Source organism: Iodobacter sp., from assembly GCF_025352645.1.
In the GTDB taxonomy this organism is placed as follows: Bacteria; Pseudomonadota; Gammaproteobacteria; order Burkholderiales; family Chitinibacteraceae; genus Iodobacter.
Map to the genome: position 1 here is coordinate 19236 of NZ_JANXSO010000015.1, position 19251 is coordinate 38486.

General features: G+C 47.1%; 18 protein-coding genes. 9 read left to right on the forward strand and 9 right to left on the reverse strand.

Annotation, left to right across the window (positions count from 1 at the left end):
* The first annotated feature begins 147 nt into the window (after positions 1-147).
* Together yqfB and Q0R17_RS01585 are read left to right on the forward strand one after the other, a co-directional pair.
* A complete protein-coding gene (yqfB, locus tag Q0R17_RS01580; protein WP_293931503.1) occupies positions 148-468 on the forward strand; it encodes a N(4)-acetylcytidine aminohydrolase in 321 nt (106 codons plus the stop codon).
* A 441-nt stretch (positions 469-909) separates the two neighbouring features.
* Complete coding sequence (locus Q0R17_RS01585; protein ID WP_293931506.1) at positions 910-1605, forward strand: MarC family protein; 696 nt, start codon at positions 910-912, stop codon at positions 1603-1605.
* Between the two features lie 48 nt (positions 1606-1653).
* Here the strand turns inward: Q0R17_RS01585 and Q0R17_RS01590 are convergent, their stop codons facing one another.
* The 3 genes from Q0R17_RS01590 to Q0R17_RS01600 form a co-directional block, all read right to left on the reverse strand.
* Positions 1654-1854 carry a SlyX family protein gene (locus Q0R17_RS01590; RefSeq protein ID WP_293931509.1) on the reverse strand — a complete coding sequence of 67 codons (201 nt, stop codon included), beginning with the start codon at positions 1852-1854 and terminating at the stop codon, positions 1654-1656.
* Between the two features lie 92 nt (positions 1855-1946).
* Positions 1947-4109, reverse strand: coding sequence for a YgiQ family radical SAM protein (locus Q0R17_RS01595; protein WP_293931511.1), 2163 nt, complete (start codon positions 4107-4109; stop codon positions 1947-1949).
* Positions 4110-4328: 219 nt separating this feature from the next.
* Positions 4329-5057 carry a carbonic anhydrase family protein gene (locus tag Q0R17_RS01600; protein WP_293931514.1) on the reverse strand — a complete coding sequence of 243 codons (729 nt, stop codon included), beginning with the start codon at positions 5055-5057 and terminating at the stop codon, positions 4329-4331.
* 390 nt (positions 5058-5447) lie between these two features.
* Here Q0R17_RS01600 and Q0R17_RS01605 point away from each other — a divergent pair, with 390 nt between their 5' ends.
* The gene (locus Q0R17_RS01605; RefSeq protein ID WP_293931517.1) at positions 5448-6272 is read left to right on the forward strand and encodes an SAM-dependent methyltransferase; all 825 of its coding nucleotides are present in this window, start codon (positions 5448-5450) and stop codon (positions 6270-6272) included.
* A gap of 349 nt (positions 6273-6621) precedes the next feature.
* Here Q0R17_RS01605 and Q0R17_RS01610 read toward each other — a convergent pair whose 3' ends face one another.
* Complete coding sequence (locus Q0R17_RS01610; RefSeq protein ID WP_293931519.1) at positions 6622-7101, reverse strand: GNAT family N-acetyltransferase; 480 nt, start codon at positions 7099-7101, stop codon at positions 6622-6624.
* A 31-nt stretch (positions 7102-7132) separates the two neighbouring features.
* Positions 7133-7318: a hypothetical protein gene (locus tag Q0R17_RS01615; RefSeq protein WP_293931522.1), complete on the reverse strand. Its 186-nt coding sequence runs from the start codon at positions 7316-7318 to the stop codon at positions 7133-7135.
* Positions 7319-7411: 93 nt separating this feature from the next.
* Between Q0R17_RS01615 and Q0R17_RS01620 the strand changes: the two genes are divergently transcribed.
* A complete protein-coding gene (locus tag Q0R17_RS01620; RefSeq protein WP_293931524.1) occupies positions 7412-8326 on the forward strand; it encodes a LysR family transcriptional regulator in 915 nt (304 codons plus the stop codon).
* Here the strand turns inward: Q0R17_RS01620 and Q0R17_RS01625 are convergent.
* Positions 8323-9243 carry a DMT family transporter gene (locus Q0R17_RS01625; RefSeq protein ID WP_293931527.1) on the reverse strand — a complete coding sequence of 307 codons (921 nt, stop codon included), beginning with the start codon at positions 9241-9243 and terminating at the stop codon, positions 8323-8325. The two genes, Q0R17_RS01620 and Q0R17_RS01625, sit on opposite strands and share 4 nt — an antisense overlap.
* Positions 9244-9313: 70 nt before the next feature.
* Between Q0R17_RS01625 and Q0R17_RS01630 the strand changes: the two genes are divergently transcribed.
* From Q0R17_RS01630 to Q0R17_RS01645, 4 genes are all read left to right on the forward strand, one after another.
* The gene (locus Q0R17_RS01630) at positions 9314-10246 is read left to right on the forward strand and encodes a LysR family transcriptional regulator (RefSeq protein WP_293931529.1); all 933 of its coding nucleotides are present in this window, start codon (positions 9314-9316) and stop codon (positions 10244-10246) included.
* Positions 10247-10695: 449 nt separating this feature from the next.
* Complete coding sequence (locus tag Q0R17_RS01635; RefSeq protein ID WP_293931531.1) at positions 10696-11616, forward strand: glycosyltransferase; 921 nt, start codon at positions 10696-10698, stop codon at positions 11614-11616.
* Between the two features lies 1 nt (position 11617).
* Positions 11618-12343: a DapH/DapD/GlmU-related protein gene (locus Q0R17_RS01640; RefSeq protein WP_293931533.1), complete on the forward strand. Its 726-nt coding sequence runs from the start codon at positions 11618-11620 to the stop codon at positions 12341-12343.
* A 109-nt stretch (positions 12344-12452) separates the two neighbouring features.
* Entirely contained in the window at positions 12453-14402 is a 1950-nt protein-coding gene (locus tag Q0R17_RS01645) for a hypothetical protein (RefSeq protein WP_293931535.1), read from the forward strand.
* A 4-nt stretch (positions 14403-14406) separates the two neighbouring features.
* Here the strand turns inward: Q0R17_RS01645 and Q0R17_RS01650 are convergent, their stop codons facing one another.
* Positions 14407-15423, reverse strand: coding sequence for a transporter (locus Q0R17_RS01650; protein WP_293931537.1), 1017 nt, complete (start codon positions 15421-15423; stop codon positions 14407-14409).
* Positions 15424-15598: 175 nt separating this feature from the next.
* On the opposite strand from Q0R17_RS01650, the gene Q0R17_RS01655 reads away from it, so the two are divergent.
* The gene (locus Q0R17_RS01655; RefSeq protein WP_293931539.1) at positions 15599-16801 is read left to right on the forward strand and encodes a glycerophosphodiester phosphodiesterase; all 1203 of its coding nucleotides are present in this window, start codon (positions 15599-15601) and stop codon (positions 16799-16801) included.
* 180 nt (positions 16802-16981) lie between these two features.
* On the opposite strand, the gene Q0R17_RS01660 is transcribed toward Q0R17_RS01655, so the two are convergent.
* Positions 16982-18211, reverse strand: coding sequence for a sel1 repeat family protein (locus Q0R17_RS01660; protein WP_293931541.1), 1230 nt, complete (start codon positions 18209-18211; stop codon positions 16982-16984).
* A gap of 109 nt (positions 18212-18320) precedes the next feature.
* Positions 18321-19251 (reverse strand): sel1 repeat family protein (locus Q0R17_RS01665; protein WP_293931544.1); only part of this gene is annotated, 931 nt, incomplete at its 5' end.

Genomic DNA, 19251 nt, shown 5'->3' on the forward strand with positions numbered 1-19251 from the left:
ACATGCCAAGAAAATTACAGCAAGCCGAAGGCGAATGCCGGAGAACAGCCTTGTCATCATTTTTTTTACTAACCATAGTCGGCGGCGTTAATGTTTAGCATAGTCTGTGTCGGGCAGTGTCGGCATATTTAAAAAGAGTTGTATTACATGAAAAAGATGACTTTCTTTGCGCGTTTTGTGGATGATATTTTGGCCGAACGCAAAACTATCACCATTCGCGATACGTCTGAGGCTAATTTACATGCCGGTGATATTTTAGATGTGAGCACTTTAGAAGAGGGCCGCTGGTTTTGTCGTCTAAAGGTCTTGTCGATTACAGAGACCAAGTTGGCTGATTTAAGCCCGCTGCATGCAGCACAAGAGAATATGGCTTTGCCTGAGCTAAAAGCCTTGATTAAGGAGATTTATCCAGAGCAAGAGCTGTTTTATGTGATTCAGTTTGGCTTATTAACTGATATTACGCAGTGAGCTTAAAAAACGTATAGCTTATAAGACTCGCATAATCCCACCTAATTATGTCTTTTGCTCAAAGGGCTCTGTGTCGATGGATTTCTTGAGTGTTTGGTTTTGGAGTCTGTAGGGCGGGTGAAACCCGCGAGCAATGCCGAATAAACACGGTTTCACTCGCCCCACGATATTTATAATGAGATTGAGCAAGAGGTATAGTCAGGTAATCCTAAGCAGGCTTAGCCTGCTTATGCTTAATTTAAAAATATAATAAATTAAATCAATAGGCTATTTCGAATGGCGGTTTGCTCTACGCATCCATGTAACGTTTTATTTTACGTATTGCTGTTGGATAGTACTCATGATGGATGTGATTAGTATGAATGATGTTTTCATTTTTAATTAAATTGCTTAGTTTAAAATACCCGTTTCTTCATGTCTTTTTTGTAAGGTTTAAATCAAATGTTGCAAACCTTAACTTTGTTTTTTGGCAATATGCTGTTGGTTTTTGGTGCGTTAATGCCCATTTTAAATCCGCCAGGACATGCGCCGATTTTTCTAAGTATGACGGCGAATTACAACTCGCAAGAAAGAACGATTTTGGCGCGACGTGTCGGCATTTATAGTTTTGTATTGCTCTTAGTCAGCATGTTTATTGGGAGTTATGTTTTAGAATTTTTTGGGGTGTCTTTGCCAATTGTACGAGTCGGCGGGGGGCTATTAGTGGCTACCGCAGGCTGGCGGCTGATGTCGGCTAGCGATAATGTGCATAAGACAGAAGAAATGGTGGAGATAAATCAACACCGCCCCAGTAATGAAGAGCTACGTCAGCGTGCTTTTTATCCGCTGACCTTCCCTATTACGGTTGGGCCAGGGGCGATTACGGTGGCGATTGCTTTGGGTGCGGGTTTTAACGGCCCAGGATTACAGAAGTTTTCTATGCCTTTGGCCAGTTTAACTGCCGTGGCAATTACGTCTTATTCGCTCTATCTTTGCTATCGTCATGCCGAGCGTTTATTAAAGCTTTTAGGCAATACAGGCTCGATTATCTTTCTGCGCCTATCGGCATTTATTTTGCTCTGCATTGGGATACAGATTTTTTGGGATGGGTTTAGTGTGCTGTTTGGTGAGCTTTTAGCGCAATACCTTAAGCATTAATTTTGAAGTCCTAAACGTGGGCACACGCTTGTGCCCACGCTCAATGGATTAATAGTGCGGCGGTACTTCGTCAAATAATGATTTTTGCGCAGGGCCGCTTGGCTCCTGCTGCTGCAACCAGCGTAATTCATTCACCACCTGATCCATCTGCTGCTGCTGGGTAGCGACAATTTTATTCAACTCTTCTAGTAATTCATCTTGCAGCGCCAGCTTGATTTCCAGCTCGGTAATGCGATCTTCTAAATTCATTTTTCTCCCCCAATAAAACCGTAGCGTGGGCACTCGTGCCCACGCGTATCCACATCGTTGCACCCGTGGGCATCTGTGCCCACCCTACATTTTTAGCGTTTCTTAGTGCTCTGAGCTGCCGCATCGCGGCTGCGGCCAAAGGTTTTTTTGCCCTTGGGTTTATCTGTGCGGCGGACCATGACGGTGTTTTTTTCGTGCACAAATTTCTCGCCAGGTTGCTGGGCGGGGATTAAATGCCTAGGCGTATTGCCGATTAGGTCGGCGCGTCCCATAGCGATTAATGCTTCGCGCAGGATAGGCCAGTTATCTGAATCGTGATAGCGCAAGAAAGCCTTGTGAACCTTGCGGCGATGGCCATCGCGAATCACATCTACTTTCTCTGAGCTTCTCGCCAGCTTTCTAAGCGGGTTACGGCGGGTGTGCCACATGGTGGTAGCCATCGCCATGGGTGTTGGCGTAAAGGCCTGCACTTGATCGGGCTGGAAATCGTTTTTCTTTAGCCAGAGGGCAAGGTTGAGCATATCTTCATCGCTGGTGCCGGGGTGGGCGGCAATAAAGTAGGGAATCAGGCTCTGTTTTTTACCGGCTTGCTCGGAGTAATAATCAAACATCTCGCGAAAGCGCTCAAAAGTGCCGATGCCGGGCTTCATCATCTTAGATAAAGGCCCTTCTTCGGTGTGCTCTGGGGCGATTTTTAAATAGCCCGATACATGGTGTGTCGCGAGTTCTTTTACATATTCAGGCGATTCCACCGCGATATCGTAACGTACGCCCGAGCCAATGGTGATGCGCTTTACGCCATCAATCTTGCGAGCTTTCTTATACAACTGAATTAGTGGCGCATGGTCGGTGTTGAGGTTTTCGCAAATACCAGGATAAACGCAGCTTAAGCGTCTACAGGACGATTCAATTTTTTGATCTTTGCACGATAGGCGATACATATTGGCCGTAGGGCCGCCAAGATCGGAAATCTGCCCGGTAAAGCCCTTGGTTTTATCGCGGATATCGACGATTTCTTGCAGGATGGATTCTTCCGAGCGGCTTTGGATAATCCGGCCTTCGTGCTCGGTAATCGAGCAGAAAGTACAGCCGCCAAAACAGCCACGCATGATATTGATCGAAAAGCGGATCATTTCCCAAGCAGGAATATGTGCTTTGCCATAGCTTGGATGCGGGTTGCGGGCGTAATACTGGCCAAAAATATAATCCATCTCTGGCGTGCTCAGCGGGATCGGCGGCGGGTTAATCCATACATCGCGTGAACCATGCTGCTGCACCATTGCCCGGGCGTTGCCTGGGTTAGATTCTAAATGCAGGGTACGACTGGCGTGGGCGTACAGCACCGGATCAAAAGCTACCGCTTCATAAGCCGGAATACGGATTACGGTGTGCTGGCGATCGGCTTGCTTGGCGGCGATGCGCTCGGCCTTGCTGATCAGGCGGATGGCCTTGGTGTCGCTTGGCGGGGTGATGTCTTTTTCGGTTTTTTCCGGCAGCATTTCATAAGGATCGATATGCTTATCGACGCGGCCTGGGGTGTCGACGGTGGTGGAATCCAGCTCCACCCAGCCTTCTGGTAACCAGCCCTGTGGGCTCATAAAGGCCGTGCCGCGAATATCCCGCATATCTTTGAGCTTTTCGCCCGCAGCAGAGCGCTGGGCGACTTCGACCAAGGCGCGTTCGGCATTACCAAATAAAAGAATATCGGCTTTCGAATAAATCAGCGCCGATTGGCGAACTTTATCGCTCCAGTAATCGTACTGAGCAATCCGGCGCAAGCTGGCTTCAATCCCGCCAATCATAATCTGCACACCGGGATAAGCTTCGCGGCAGCGCTGCGAATACACGGTTACCGCACGATCAGGCCGCTTGCCGCCCATGCCACCCGCAGTATACGCATCGTCTGAGCGGGGCTTTTTATCCGCAGTGTAGCGGTTAATCATCGAATCCATATTGCCCGCAGTCACACCAAAAAACAACCTTGGCTTACCCAGCGCTTTAAATTCGTCAGCAGATAACCAGTCTGGCTGGCAGATAATTCCGATCCGTAGTCCCTGCGCTTCTAGTAGGCGGCCAATCAGCGCCATCCCAAAGCTGGGGTGATCGATATAAGCGTCACCCGTTACTAGAATAACGTCGCACTCATCCCAGCCGAGTACGTCCATTTCGGCACGGCTCATAGGGAGAAAATGGGCGGGTTTGCGGGGGAAAACACCTGCGGGCAAAACAGAAATAGCAGTAGGAGCGGGATTCATGGCTTTGATGAGCAATACTAATCGCACATTGTCGCAGATTTAGCCCTCCCTTATCAAAAAAATGCTTGTTTTTCATAAGGATATGTAAATTCTGACTCTGAACGGTAGGTAAACAGAGTTGCTAAATCTATGCGTTTTTTTTGCTGCTCAGGGTGAAAATAACAACGGGGAGCCACGAAGTGGCTTTCCCGTGTCTTTTAAATCAATGAGATAACCGTATTACCAATCCACTTTGCCTGTGCCTACGTCATACATTGCACCTACAATTTTGATTTTTCCTTGCTCTTCCATTTCTTTGAGCAGCGGGCTCATGTCACGAATTTTTTGCACGCTGTTTTGTACATTTTCATGCGCTACATCTTGAACAAATTCATGGTTTTTAGAGCTGCGTTCGCCTGCCGTTTTGGTGGCGTCTACTGCGGGCTTGATTTTGTCTAGCAAGCCGGTGAGATTGCCCAATTGCACGGCATCGCATGCGCCTTTAATGGCACCACACTGGCTGTGCCCTAGTACCACAATCACTTTTGATCCGGCGGCTTTGGCTGCGTATTCTAAGCTGCCCAAAATATCTTCGTTAATCACATTGCCCGCCACCCGAGCAACAAATAAATCGCCAATTCCTTGGTTAAAAACCAGCTCAGGTGCTGAGCGCGAATCGATGCACGAGACCACGCTGGCAAAGGGATATTGGCCCAAGCCGGTTTGCATTACTTGTTTTTTATAATCACGCTTGATTGATTTTCCGGCAGCAAAACGGATGTTGCCGTTTTTCAGGATTTCTAGCGCTGCATCTGGGGTTATACCGGCTTGAATGGACTTACTCATGGTTTTGCCGACAGCATAACGCTCAGTTTTTATCGTGTCGCTGTGATCGTCGGAGGCGTAGCTAAGTGAGCAGGCCAACATTAGGGCGATGGCGGTAGGGCGAATAAATGGTAGTGATCTCATCTTTGTTTCCTTTAGTATGTAAGAATTATTTTGAGCTTAATGAACATTAAAAATGGTGAATTGCCATAGAGCCTTCATCTGAAGGCAGCGCTGTTGCATCGTTCAATAACATGTAAGTTTATGTGCTGTATTTAAGGCTTGGTTGATGGCATTACCTTCTAACTTACGGCTATATTGTTTTTAGCACGTGTATTTAAGAGTTGCTATTACTCTCTTCTGAGTGGTTGCTTTCATTTTGTGTTTTGTATTGTTAAAAGTAAGGAAGGAGGTGAGGTATGAAGCGGCTAGATTTTGTGTCAAATCACTGAAAGGGCATTATTTTGGCCGTCTGGATTGCTTGGGAGCGGGTAGAATCACGCCTTGCTGCAAGCACAGCTTTTGGACAACACCATGACAGAACATCACGAAATTAAGCCTGGCCAGTCGGTCGAGCTGCTTAAAGAGCTCCATATCCTGACCCGCGACGGCAAGCTCAATCAAGATAGCCGCCGCAAACTCAAGCAGGTTTATCACCTCTACCAATTTATTGAGCCGCTACTCAAAGAAGTGCAGGCTGATCACCCAGAAGTCACCTTGGTTGACCACGGCGCGGGCAAGTCTTATCTGGGCTTTATTCTTTACGATTTATTCTTTAAAGATAAACCAAGCTCAGGCCATATTTATGGCATTGAAACCCGTGATGAGCTGGTTAAAAAATCGCAAGAGTTGGCTCAGCGCCTTAACTTTCCCGGCATGTCTTTTCTGAATTTATCGGTGGCTGAATCAACTGATTCTGACCTCTTACCAGACACCATTGATGTGGTTACTGCGCTGCACGCCTGTAATACCGCCACCGACGATGCCATTGCTTTTGCGCTTAAAAAGAAAGCCAAGTTTATGGTACTGGTGCCTTGCTGCCAGGCCGAAGTGGCTACCGTACTGCGTAAAAATAAAGCTAAATCACTGAAGAACCCGCTGGCAGAAATCTGGCGCCACCCAATTCATACCCGTGAATTTGGTAGCCAAATCACCAATGTATTGCGCTGCCTGCAATTAGAAGCACACGGTTACCAAGTGACGGTCACTGAGTTGGTAGGTTGGGAGCATTCGATGAAAAACGAGCTGATTATCGCCCAGTATAAAAACCTGCCCCGCCGCAAACCCGCCGAACGCCTGGCTGCCGTGCTGGCAGAGCTGGGTTTGGATGAAATGCAGGAGCGGTTTTTTACGGTGTAATGAAGCTGTAGGCTGGACACGTTTGTGTGCCCACGGCTGCGTAACTTCAGTGGAATAACTGATGTTACGCAGTAGCTATCTTTTTAGTGCCTTCGGCTCGTTGATTTTGGGGCGGTTTGAATGGACAGAAGCAAAAGAACGCTGTCCTGACCCGCTTATTCCTCGCTTCGGCATGCTTTAATGGGGCTTTTAAGCCCCTTGCAGCGGTCCATTATCAAACTCAGATAGCTTATTTGATAATGGATGAAGTACCAAAATACAGCTAAATTTAGTACCTATTTTTCTTCATGAAACTCCGTGCTTTGAGAGGGCAAAGATGCCCTCTCAGTACTGATCCTGCTGCATGGCTTTATTCATAATTCAACTTTTTTGTCATGATTTGGGATTGTGGCAAAAAATTTTGTGCTGCATAAAATTCAATTGCCTGCTGATTAAATTTAAAGACTTCTAAGCGCACTTCATTGGCTTGTTTGCTGCTCGCCCACTTCTCTACATGAGAGAGCAACTCTCTGCCAATGCCCTGTCGTTGCTCAGTTTGTGCAACGACTATGGTGCCAATTCTGCAAATAATGCGTGGTTGCAAAAATGAAATCGTGTGGGTATTGCTGATTTGAACCGTTACAAATCCAGCTATTTGTCCTGAAATTTCTGCAATAAACATGGCCCCATTTTCAGTTGTGATACAGGATGACCATAATTCTCTATCCCGAATATGGCCTGGCGCAGGGGCAAATATTTCGGGGCGGTGTTGGTGGTGTTGCGCAGCTATTTCATCTGCAAGCATACAAATGTCAGTTAGATCTTCTAATGTTGCCGTTCTGATTATCATTGACCTTCTCCTTATTGGGTTGGTGCTTGATTTAAATCCGCTCCCTACATCGCCATCGCCACTCCTCAAGCCTTGCCGCAGCAATTTTTGCCGCTTTAAGCAGGCGCAGCTCGAGCTGCTCGTCATTTTCTAGCGCGGGGCTAAATTGTTCTCTGCCAAGACGTGTATCACAGAATGCCAACGGCCTATCTAGTAGTTTGCTGATTAGTGCTTTCATGGTATCTCCAATATGCTGTTTAGATTTGTAATTGGAGTGTATTTTGATTCATTATCTGGATAAACCCACGATAACTAAACAGACTGTTCCTCTATGAAAACAATGCCGTCATCTGATGCTTTGCTGGTTTTTGATGCCCTCGCTAGATTGGGGAGTTTTACTGCGGCGGCTGATGAGCTGGATTGCGCCAAAAGCTATGTCAGCCAGACAATTAAGCGGCTAGAAGCGGATTTAGGCGCGGTGCTGGTGCTACGAACCACAAGGCGGGTGACTTTAACCGAGACTGGCCAGCGGTTGGCCATGCGCGTCGCGCAAATCAGGGCCTTGATGGTGGGTTTAAAGCCAGAGATTACGGGGATGCAGGATCAGTTGGCAGGGCCACTATTTATTAGCAGCCCTAGCGGAATTGGCCAGTTTGTTTTAGCGCCGATTTTGGCCGAATTTGCCATTCACTACCCTAGCCTACAGGTGCAAATGACGGCGCAATGCAAGCTGGAAGAGATGGCCACCAGTGGCATCGATTTTTGCCTACATTCGCGCAATGTGATCGACGATGGCATGGTGGCTCGGCCTTTAGGTGTTACGCAAAAGCGTCTGTATGCCTCGTCGGTTTATCTGCAAAGGGCGGCCAAGCTGACGCATCCCTGTGATTTGCGTCAACACAGGGTGTTTTGTCACGAAGGCGTACACGAGCAGCTGGGTTGGCAGTTAGAGAAAGCCGGTGAGATTGTGCGAGTAGAGCTGCAGCCAACGCTGATCTGCAATACCTTTGGGGCGATTGCCAGCGCGGTGGAGGCAGGTTATGGCGTGGGCCTTTTGGATAATATCGTGGCCGCGCCTTATTTGCGCCAAGGGCTGATACAGAGCGTGCTGCCTGAATGGTTGGCCACGCCTAAACCGTATTTTTTGGTGTTTCCTTATCGGCAGCCGATGCCGAAAAAATACGAGGCATTCCTGCAATTTGTGGTGCCACGCTTGCAGGCAAGACTAAGTCAGTCCATGAATTAAGCAGTACTGGCGCGAGCAAACAATTTGGGCGTGCTCGCTGTGGCGGGTTTGCGTGAGTTATAGACCACGCCGCTGATGATTAAAATCATGCCAATAAACTGCGGTAGGCTAGGTGACTGGCCGAGTGCAATAGAAATTAGTGTGGCAAAAATAGGCGCTAGATTCATAAAAATGGCGCCTTGGGCAGGGCCAATTTTACGTAAACCTTCGTTCCACCAAACAAAAGCCAGTACGGTGCAAAAGAATGCCATCATGCCAATGGCGAGCATGACATTCCAATCTGGCAGGGTATAAAAATCATTGCTGATGCTTGCTGCAAATGCCGTCATTAACACCGCACCAGCCATAATGGTGACCGTTGTAATATGTAGTGGTGAAACACCGTGGACAAATCGTTTTGGAATCGCCGAATATAAAGCCCAGCTAAAGCTAGCAATAAAAACTAAGGCATCTCCCAGTGCAAAATGTAAATCAAGAATGGCTTGAAGTGAGCCGCCGCTGATCACAATCACTACACCAAAAAAACTCAGCAACATAGCGAGTAATTGTTGGCGGTGCAGTGATTCTTTTTGAAAATAAGCGGTGAGTATGGCAGTAAGGATGGGGCTAAGCGCCATAATCAGCCCAGCATTGATCGCGGAGGTTAATTTTAATCCATAAAATAATGAAAAATTAACCCCCATAATCCCGATGACGGACATGGCTAATAATGGGCGATAATTGGCGCGTAATGCGCTTATATCCCATTTTTCGCGTAATGAAACAAAGATAAACAGCATCATCCCTGCCAATATAAATCTCCAGCTACCAATGACCATGGGCGATAAAAATTGCACCGCATATTTACCAATATGAAATACTGCACCCCAGAAGAAAACAGTCAGGGTTAGTTTTATATAAGTCAGTAAATGTGGCATGGTGTGTACTGCTTTGGCTGGAAATTGCCGTCATTATTGTTGTTGATCCTTGCTATGTATTTAGCAGTGAATGGAAAACAGTTTTCTAAAAATGAAAAACACCGATTTGGATTGGAACGATTTAAAGTATTTTCTGGCGGTGGCGCGGGAAGGCGGCTTAAGCGCGGCTGCGCTAAAGCTGGGGGGGAGTGCATCAACCGTATCCCGTCATATTTCAGCTTTGGAAAACCGCTTGGGGGTTAAGCTGTTTTTACGCCAGCAAACCGGCTATCTGCTAACAGATCAGGGAACGAGCATTTTGATGCGGGTCACTGAAGTTGAAAACGCCATGCTCACCGTAGAAAGAAATGGCGATCAATTGCAGTCTGTGGATGAAGTGAGTGGCTTAATTCGTCTTGCTGCGGCAGAATCTCTGGCCAGTTATTTAATCATGCCGCATATGCCAGAGTTTCTGGCCTTATATCCCAAAATGCAGGTTGAATTATTAGTCGGCGCCCTGCCTGCTAATCTGGCGCGGCGTGAAGCAGATGTGGCATTGCGCTATGGCGATTCAATTGTGGTTGATAATAACCAAGATTACATTACGCATTTTGTTGGTTATGTACATTTTGCACCGTACTGCCAGAAGTCTTTGCTTGCTGATTTAAGCGCTGAGCAAGACCCTTGGAAAACGCTGCCAATTATTGAATTAAGTGATTGCTGGGCTTATTTGCCAATGGTGAAATGGCTAAAGCAAATTACCCAAAATCGAGCCCCTTTAATTAAAGGCAATACGCTGCATACTCAGTATGTTGCGGTGAGGTGTGGACTTGGAATTACGCTTCTGCCTGAATATGTCGGTGATATTGATGACATGCTGGTTAAGCTGGATGCCCCTTCGGTGGTTCCGTCACGCGAGCTGTGGCTGGTTTATCACCGCGATTTAAAAGCCAGTCAGCGCGTGCTAGCGATGAAAGATTTTTTGATTAAACTTTTGGCCAAGGTTCTTGATAGCAAAGTCTAATTTGATTCTTTGGTTTTGCTGTAGTTTCAGCCTCTCCTCGGTTTGCCCCTGCGTATTGATGTATTCGCGCCACACTCTATTCTGTTTGCTTTAGACACCATCCCTGATCGGCTAAACCTGCTGCGTGTAAGCCTGGGTTGGGTTTACCTGCACTGACACGGCCTATTCTGGGATTGATGTAGTAAATACAAAAATTACTACAATATATTGCGTTGTAAAACTACATACTCATTTCGTTTACAGTTATGCGAAAGCAATATAAAGTGTTTATACTACAAAAACTTACAAATAATTTAGTATTTTATAAGAAATATGGGGATTAAATTCTATTACGTGAAAGGTGGGCGCAGCATCGCATCAGCACTACTCACCAAAAAAACTACATGCCAGAGCTTGATTGAGTAGCTGCTCAGGCTGGGTTTCGATTAATTAAAGTCAAAGGAAATACCATGTCTAATTTGCAGATCAGTGTTGTGATTCCCACTTACAATCGAGCCGATCTTTTGCGCTATACCCTAGAATCTTTGGCGCTACAAACGTTGGATAAGCAGCTGTTTGAGGTGATTGTTGTAGATGATGGCAGCACAGACGGCAGCGAGCAGCTGGTGCAATCGTTTGCTGAGCGGCTTAATATCAAATACTTCTGGCAGGAAGACAAAGGCTTTCGGGCAGGTAAGGCGCGCAATATTGGTACGTCCATTGCGGAAGGCAAATATATTGTCTTTATTGATACCGGCGTTTTATTGGGCAGTAAAACCTTAGAAGTACATGCCAATGTGCATAGTCAATCAGAGTTTCCGGTGGTAATTATTGGTTATGTTTATGGCTTTGAGGTGGATAACAGCCTGTTGGCCGAGATGTCTGCGCAAATAGATTCTCATACGCCTGATGCAACCATTCGCCGCTTGGCAGAGATGGGGGCCCACGATGTGCGCCAGCAGCAATATGATGAGCTGGGTGAAAACATCAGCAACTGGCCTGCTCCATTTGATATTTTTTGGACTTGCCACGCCTCGGCAGAGCGTGAGCAGCTATTAAAAGCGGGTTTATTTGATGAGTCATTTAATAGCTGGGGTGGTGAAGACGTTGATTTAGGTGTGCGTTTACATCTGAATAATAATCAGTTTTCCATGGAAAGAGAGGCTGTGTCTTTCCACTGGCCGCATAAGAAAGAAGTGGACGATCAAAAAGATCAATCGGAAATCGCGGCATTGCGCATCCATAAAAAATATCATTTATGGTCGACCAGCTTTTATGGCAAAGATTTGAATGACGCTAAGTATTCATTAAATAAAGTGATCAAAATATACCGTGATCACACAGTACAAAAATCTAAGCGCGCCTTAGCCCTTGAAACAGAAGGGGCATGATATGCCTTGCCAATATCAGAATATCTATCTTATTGCCCCAGAGCTTGCCGGAAGCCCTGCACAGGATGTGCCCAAACGCTTGCTGGAGCATGGGGTCAATATTGGCTTAAGTAGTTTTTTTTCCGGCACCCCTCGGCTGGCTTATACCCGCGTCATTGATGTTGAACTATTGGATGCGGGCCTGATTGAAAGCGAAATAGATGCTGCATTGTTTGCTGGCAGCATCCGCATTGGCAGCCAGTGCTATATCGAATCTGGGCATATCCCCGCGTTTCATAATCAGCCGGTTAAGCTGAGCACGGTGCAAATTAATGACGGGCCAGTTGGGCAGATTCAAATTGGTGATCGGGTAGTACTGCAGGGGGTGGCGATTCTGGCTTATCAAAGGGTGGAGGTGGGTGACGACGTTATTTTTGGCCCTATGGTGACCATTATGGATAGCAGCGGCCATCCTCTATTGGGCCGTGGCCAAGCGGGCGAGGCAAGTCGAATTCGCTCCGCCCCAGTGCGGATTGGCAATGGCGCGTGGATAGGCGCTGGCGCGACAATTCTTAAAGGCGTCAACATTGGAGAAGGCGCAGTGGTGGGCACACAGGCGGTGGTTAGCCAAGATGTGCCGGCTTTTTGTGTTGTTACTGGTAATCCCGCAAGAATTGTTAAGCGCTTGCTGGGCGAGCCAATAAAAACCGCTGAAACACTGGGCATGGAAAAACTGCAGATGGCATGAGAATGGCTTGGCAGGGCCGAGCGTTTGCGGCTCTCGTGTACTTTTACCATGACAACCTAGCGCGGAATGCTTATGTTGTACCCATCTTGAAGCATCGGTTTAGGCGCTCGTGGATTTCTCCCTTACCTATCAAAAAATCATTGTCCTGAGCTTATTCAGCAGCACGCTATTGCACGCTGCTGAAGGAGCATTGCCTGATTTGCCAGAATCGCAGGATAGGGCGCTGGGGAAAATTAACTGGGCGTACGATGGGGCGAGTCTGGGATTTGAGACGGCAACGGAGCAACTGATTGCTTCGGTAGATTATTCGGCAAGCAATAAAACGGCATTTAATTTTGATGCGGGCTTTGCCTTAAGTGATTACTTTGCGCTTGGGGCAAATTTTGAAGTAAGCGAGCGCTTTCAAAATGCCTTGTTAACGGGGGTATTTAGTGCGCCAGATCACTTACGCTTGCGGCTATCTGCTGGGCAGCAGCAGGCGCAAAATGAATTAGATACTGCTTTCAACTCGCCAAGAATGCGGCAGAATAATTATCTACTGAGCCTTAAAAAAGGTAGCAGTTATGGCAGCTTTTTTTCTGAGCTGGGGGTTACGGTATATGCCGCAGATCCAAAACTAGAAAACGAATTTATTGCCTCAGAGAACACAGGTGGGATGTATTTTGATTCCCGAATGGCAACAGGTAAGCGGCAGGGGGCCATTTACAATCTAAGCCTTTCGCCTATTCATAATGGCAAGCTTGATTTGGGCTTAGCCTACCAGCGTGAAAAAGAGCTGAGGGGCATGTCTTTTGGTGAAACAGCCCGCAGCACTTTAGTACAATACAGCCAATACTTTAGCAATTGCCTGCGTTTAACCGGCGCTTATAATGGCGGCGAAAACAGCCATTTATTTAATGTTGGGATTGCCAAAGATGCATGGAGCCTGAATGCAAGCCGTGCTCTTGAGCAAGAAAATGGCAGCGTTGTACTGCGTTATGCTATTCCACTGAGCGGTGGTGGCGTAAAAAACACCTCGTGTATGCAGTATGGCTTGGAAGCAAAACCCTTGCCGTCTGTGCTAAAAGAGCTCACTAAACGTCCTGGGTATTTGCCCACACTTGCCGTGCCTGAGCAAAGTTATTCCTCCCGATCTGGGGATAAATCCGGTTTATATATTGATGCAAGCAATCGTCAGTTTATTCAGTTTCGTTTGCTGATGCCGATTGAAGCGGTTGTTTCCCTACAAGCCGCGACTGTGCTGCTGGCTAATTCAGCAGACAATGCCTTGTGGTTAATCGATGACGGCGCTTTAAGGCTGATGCTCAGGAATTTCAGGCAAGGCGGAACCTATATTTTTGACGTACAGCAAAGTGATGGCGCGATACTGCAAATTGAAGTGGTTTTGCAAAAAGCAAAGCCTGAGTTGGGTGGTGCGATTGAGCTGGTTTCGGCTAGGCGTTTAAATTTTCCAACGCCAACTGGCGTACAAAATATGTCCCCGCAGCAGTTTTCCCGTGTTCCTGCTAGCGAGTTGGCGCTGTTTAATGCTGAACAACTGCGGGTGCTTAAGCCATTACATCTTGCCGCTTTGTTACCGGCGCAGCTGGCGGCGCTTTCCTCGCTGCCCACGCTTAGTATTGAGCAATTAGCTGGGCTAGCACCACCGCTGGTGCAGATGCTTAGCCCCGCTCAGTTGGCGGCTTTATCGCTTAATCAGCTGGCTGGATTAAACGCGGTGGATATCGAGTTTAGCCCACAGCAGCGGGCCGTTTTACCTGCGGCAACGCTGGCTAATTTTGCCTTAGGCAGCAAAATACTGGGCGATGAGCCATTTATAATTAGTCCTCCTCAAAGCAATAGCCAAGGCCTGCTGCGTTATACCAGTAGCCACCCTGAAGTAGCAATGGTTGAAGAAAGCACCGGCGAAGTGACCTTAGTTGGGGCAGGCCATACGGTAATCGAAGCTCAGCAAGCGGCTAAGGGTGTGTACACCAGTGCCCGCATCAGCGCAGTGCTAAAGGTGTTGCCCCCTTTGATTGGCGAGAATAATCTGCCTTCATTAACTGGTGGATTCTGATGGTTTAATCTCTTTTTCGAAACGCCCAAGCCGCTGCGAGTGCTAGAAAAACAAAGGTAAACCCCAGAATAATCCAGAAGCCATGAGGGTGTTGCGCCAGTGGAATCCCCCCCACATTCATGCCCATAAAACCGGCAATGATATTCACGGGTAAAGCTAAAACCGTGACCACGGTAAGAATGTAAATGCTGCGATTAGTTTGCTCGTTTACTTTGGCGGCCACTTCTTCTTGTAATAGCTTGATGCGCTCTACTAGCGCTGAGATATCGCTTAAAACGGCGGAAAATTCTTCGGTAGATTGGCGTAAATCTTGAATATCGTGCGCGCTTATCCATTCTGGGGGCCGGTTTAATAGCCGGAATAAGGCGGCAGGCTCTGGGGCGAGTAGGCGGCAAAGCCTGACTAAAACGCGGCGTAATGCGCCTAAATCGGCCAGCTTAATATTGGGCCGATTGGTGAGTAGTTTATCTTCTTCCTTATCGACTTTAGTAATGGCTTCACGCACGATTTGGCTTAATACATCGGCCTGATCACGTAATAGATTTACCATTAAATCAATGGGTGATCGATACAACTCTCCAGCGCGAACCTGTGCCCGAAGCTTATCAATAGAGCGTAATGGCTTGCTGCGGGCGCTAATTAATACATGCCGATCGGCACTCATCCACAGTGTGGCGGTATCGGATGGATTAAAGGCAAAATCAAATAGCACATCATTCACCACGCCAATTAAGGCATGTTCGGCGTATTCAATACGGGTAGATTGAGAGCCTTCGTGTAATGCCTCAAAAAACTGCTCTGGTAGCATTAAATTGGCTTTTAGCCATTTCTCTGCGGCGGTATTAGATAGATTGAAATGCAGCCATAAAAACTCCTCCGATGTGGGCTCAAAAGGTGTGGCCAGCCATTGTTTGATTTGAGCCGATTCAATTTGCTGGCCGGGCAAGCCTGGCAAAAATAGATAGCCACAAATTATTCCACTGTGATCGGACCCATAGCTTGCACCCAAATTTGTGACCATAGCCGCGATGTTGATTGAATAAGATAGGTAGCATGCCTTGTGCATGTGACGAATTGATTGCAGGTATTATGAAACGTAGGCTATGGAAATTCATCTAGATGTCATGTGAGTGACTTATTTGGGTAATGTAATTTTTCTAAAATAGGGGTTTTATCCTTTTATGCAGACCAATGCCATGTTTAAGCCTTCAATCCTAGTTTGTAGTATTGCATTGGCGCTGAGCGCTTGTAGTGGTGATGATGTCACCACGCCAGAGTCCACTAAGCCTGCGTTATTAACGCTGGATGGTCAGCAGCCTTTGGTTGTAGCGCATCGTGGTGCTTCAGGTTATTTGCCAGAAGAAACCTACGAGGCTTATGTTAAGGCGATTGAACTGGGTGCTGATGCAATTGAGCCTGATTTAATTTCCACTAAGGATGGTGAATTGATTGCTCGCCATGATCCTAATCTTGGCACCAGTACCGATGTAGCTACACGCCCTGAGTTTGCCGATCGCAAAAAAACCAGATTAGTGGATGGCGAAGAGCAGACAGGCTGGTTTGCAAGTGATTTCACCTTAAAAGAAATTAAAACTTTGGGCGGTATTTCCACCGACGCAGAGCGCCCGCAAGAATTTAACGGCAAATATAAGATCGTTACTTTCCAAGAGATTATTGATCTGGCCAAGGCAAAATCAAGCGCTACACGCACGGTTGCGGTTTATCCTGAAACCAAAAACCCAAGCTACCATCGGGCCTTAGGTTTGCCTATTGAAGATAAGCTGATTGAAATCTTGAATAAAGCAGGCTGGAATAGCAAAACAGCACCGGTATTTGTGCAAAGCTTTGAACCAAGTAGCCTTAAATACCTGAAGGCTAAAGGCTTGAACACCAAGCTGATTCAGCTAATTGATGCCGATGATGTGGATATGAAAACTGGTAAGCTGACTTACGCATTGCCGTCTGATCGCCCTTACGATTGGACTTTGGCAGGGCAGACTAGCCGTTTCTTTAGCGAAATGGTAACCCCAGCGGGCCTTGCAGAAATCAAAACCTACGCCGATGGCATCGGCCCATGGAAGCCTTATATTATCCCCGTCAAAGGTACGTTTGGCGCAGATGGCAAGCAGCTGGATTTAAATGGCGACGGTAAAATTAATTATGCCGATGCCACCAGCATGGCTCCAACTACTTTGATTAGCGACGCGCATAAGGCAGGCTTGTTTGTGCATGCTTATACCTTCCGCAATGAAAAACGTCGTATTCCGGCTGATTTTAAAAATGATCCAAAAGCCGAATACAAAGCCTTCTTCCGCTTGGGATTAGACGGCGTATTTAGCGATTTTGCCGATACCGCAATTGCTGCGCGTAGCGAGTATTTAAAAGAAATGGGCCGTTAATTCTTTGAGTTAAAAAATGGCCCGCTTATACTGGTGGGCTATTTTTATCTGACATAATCCAGACTATCCAATTTTCTTTCCTTAAAATCATTGCCGCAGGCGGTAAGCGCAAGGATAGAAAACAGGGCAATGCAATAAAGATGCACAGGCATTTTATGGTTTGCGATATTCCGAAATACCTCATGCATCGGTATATTTTTCCAATTGCCACTCCATCGCTAGCTCTAGTTTTTCAGAGCCTTTTAGCCATTGGGCTAGCCTATTGCTGCGGGGAATCGATGCCGTAATGGTGGGCATGGGCTGGCCTTTGCTTAGCAGATGGCTATATTTTTGCCCTTCAAAATAGCCGACCCATAGACCAGCCTCGGGGCAAGGTAAGCCGTTGTGGCAAAGCGTGCCAAGGGAAACACGGTCTGGCGTGGTGGCGGCGATGGGGGCGGGTGCAACTTCTGCTTTTTTAAGCTGGGCCAGCGGCATGCCCGATGCAGGGTCCAGCCCCTTTGCTTTAGCCAATTTGGCGATCAGTTCATCGCTTGGTTTTTCAGGAGCGACTTTGGCCTGGTATTCCTTCAGCCACTGAAATGTGCCGTCCCATTTGGGCAATTTGGCTGGTGGCAAAGGCACAATTTGATCGAGTTCAGGGACTTTGGGATTGGCAAAGTCATAAGCGGTCAACATCTTGCCAATGGCTTCGTAGCGCTTTGAGCGCTCATCGTCTTTTTCAAGGGCCAGGTAATCCAATGGGTCATCAGGGGGGGGGGCTTTAAATCCACCAGCTAAGTACGATGGAGCAAGTTCATTCCCGGCTGCCACGCCCAGCTGGTAAGACTTAACTGCATCTTTATAAAGTTTATCAAGTTTTTGGTCACTACCTAGTTCAATAGCCGCCTTCCCATGGCCTTGTTCTGCTGCACAACGTAACATTTGACGGGAAATATCCGGTGCAATATCAATTGGGGCCAGCTTATCCCCAACATAATATTGCGCATCTGGATTGCCTAAATCAGCCGCCTTGCGGAAATAGCGCAAAGCCAGCTCAGGGTCTTTTTTAATCCCTGCGCTGCCGTTTTTGATATAAACACCCATCAAAAAATAGCCCGCAGGGATATTGGCTTTGATCAACTCCCCTGCCCAATCGGCCATTTCGGTTGAGCTGCCATGTAAATAGCGACGCATCATGCCGTTTTGTAAATTAATACTGGCTTTATAATGGCCGTTGGCGGTTGCAATGCGATAAAGGCGTTCTATTTCTGCAAACACAGCTTCATCTTGCTTCTGGGTATTATATTTTTCTAAAAAGCGGGCGTATTTAAATAAGATATCTGCCTCGGTAGGCAAGTCAGGTAAATGGTCTTTTTCGTAAGCGCAAGTAAATGCTAGTTTGGCTTTGATATTATCCAGATTATCCAATTTTCTTTCCTTAAAATCATTGCCGCAGGCGGTAAGTGCAAGGATAGAAAATAGGACGAAGCAATAAATACGCGCAGGCATTTTATGGCTTGCGGCATTCCGAAATACCTCATGCATCGGTATATTTTTCCAATTGCCACTCCATCGCTAGCTCTAGTTTTTCAGAGCCTTTTAGCCATTGGGCTAGCCTATTGCTGCGGGGAATCGATGCGGGAATGGTGGGCATGGGCTGGCCTTTGCTTAATTGATGGCTATATTTCTGCCCTTCAAAATAGCCAAGCCATAGACCGGCCTCGGGGCAAGGCTGGCCGGTGCGGCAAAGCGTGCCAAGGGCAACACGCTCTGGCGTGGTGGCTGCAATGGGGGCGGGTGCAACTTCCGCTTTTTTAAGCAGGGCCAGTGGCATGCCTGATGCAGGATCTAGCCCCTTTGCTTTAGCTAGTTTGGCGATCAGTTCATCGCTTGGTTTTTCAGGGGCAACTTTAGCCTGATATTCCTTCAGCCACTGAAATGTGCCATCCCACTTGGGCAGTTTAGCCGGTGGTAAAGGCACGATTTGATCCAGCTCGGGAACTTTGGGATTGGCAAAGTCATACGCAGTCAACATATCCCCAATGGCTTTATAGCGCTTTGCGCGCTCATCGTCTTTTTCAAGGGCCAAATAGTATAGCGGGTCATCAGGGGGGGGGGCTTTAAAAGCATTTTCTAAATTTAATGCAGAGATGTCATTTCCTGCTAACACGCCTAACTGAAAAGCATTCAGTGATTGGGGATAGCTCCCATTTAACTGAAAATCCATGCCTAAGTCTGTTGCCGCCTTCCCGTGCCCCTGTTCCGCAGCGCACTGATGCATTTGACGGGCGACATCTGGCGCAATATCAATCGGAGCCAATTTATCACCAACATAATATTGCGCATCAGGATTGCCTAAATCAGCCGCTTTGCGGAAATAACGCAAAGCCAGCTCAGAGTCTTTTTTAATCCCTGCACTGCCGTTTTTAATATAGAGGCCCATTAAGAAGTAGCCTGCAGGGATATTG

What these genes read in the sequence shown, in the direction of transcription:
- yqfB (WP_293931503.1), top strand. Translation starts at nt 148, where the DNA reads ATGAAAAAGATGACTTTCTTTGCGCGTTTTGTGGATGATATTTTGGCC.
- Q0R17_RS01585 (WP_293931506.1), top strand. Translation starts at nt 910, where the DNA reads ATGTTGCAAACCTTAACTTTGTTTTTTGGCAATATGCTGTTGGTTTTT.
- Q0R17_RS01590 (WP_293931509.1), bottom strand. Translation starts at nt 1,854, where the DNA reads ATGAATTTAGAAGATCGCATTACCGAGCTGGAAATCAAGCTGGCGCTG.
- Q0R17_RS01595 (WP_293931511.1), bottom strand. Translation starts at nt 4,109, where the DNA reads ATGAATCCCGCTCCTACTGCTATTTCTGTTTTGCCCGCAGGTGTTTTC.
- Q0R17_RS01600 (WP_293931514.1), bottom strand. Translation starts at nt 5,057, where the DNA reads ATGAGATCACTACCATTTATTCGCCCTACCGCCATCGCCCTAATGTTG.
- Q0R17_RS01605 (WP_293931517.1), top strand. Translation starts at nt 5,448, where the DNA reads ATGACAGAACATCACGAAATTAAGCCTGGCCAGTCGGTCGAGCTGCTT.
- Q0R17_RS01610 (WP_293931519.1), bottom strand. Translation starts at nt 7,101, where the DNA reads ATGATAATCAGAACGGCAACATTAGAAGATCTAACTGACATTTGTATG.
- Q0R17_RS01615 (WP_293931522.1), bottom strand. Translation starts at nt 7,318, where the DNA reads ATGAAAGCACTAATCAGCAAACTACTAGATAGGCCGTTGGCATTCTGT.
- Q0R17_RS01620 (WP_293931524.1), top strand. Translation starts at nt 7,412, where the DNA reads ATGAAAACAATGCCGTCATCTGATGCTTTGCTGGTTTTTGATGCCCTC.
- Q0R17_RS01625 (WP_293931527.1), bottom strand. Translation starts at nt 9,243, where the DNA reads ATGCCACATTTACTGACTTATATAAAACTAACCCTGACTGTTTTCTTC.
- Q0R17_RS01630 (WP_293931529.1), top strand. Translation starts at nt 9,314, where the DNA reads ATGGAAAACAGTTTTCTAAAAATGAAAAACACCGATTTGGATTGGAAC.
- Q0R17_RS01635 (WP_293931531.1), top strand. Translation starts at nt 10,696, where the DNA reads ATGTCTAATTTGCAGATCAGTGTTGTGATTCCCACTTACAATCGAGCC.
- Q0R17_RS01640 (WP_293931533.1), top strand. Translation starts at nt 11,618, where the DNA reads ATGCCTTGCCAATATCAGAATATCTATCTTATTGCCCCAGAGCTTGCC.
- Q0R17_RS01650 (WP_293931537.1), bottom strand. Translation starts at nt 15,423, where the DNA reads ATGGTCACAAATTTGGGTGCAAGCTATGGGTCCGATCACAGTGGAATA.
- Q0R17_RS01655 (WP_293931539.1), top strand. Translation starts at nt 15,599, where the DNA reads ATGTTTAAGCCTTCAATCCTAGTTTGTAGTATTGCATTGGCGCTGAGC.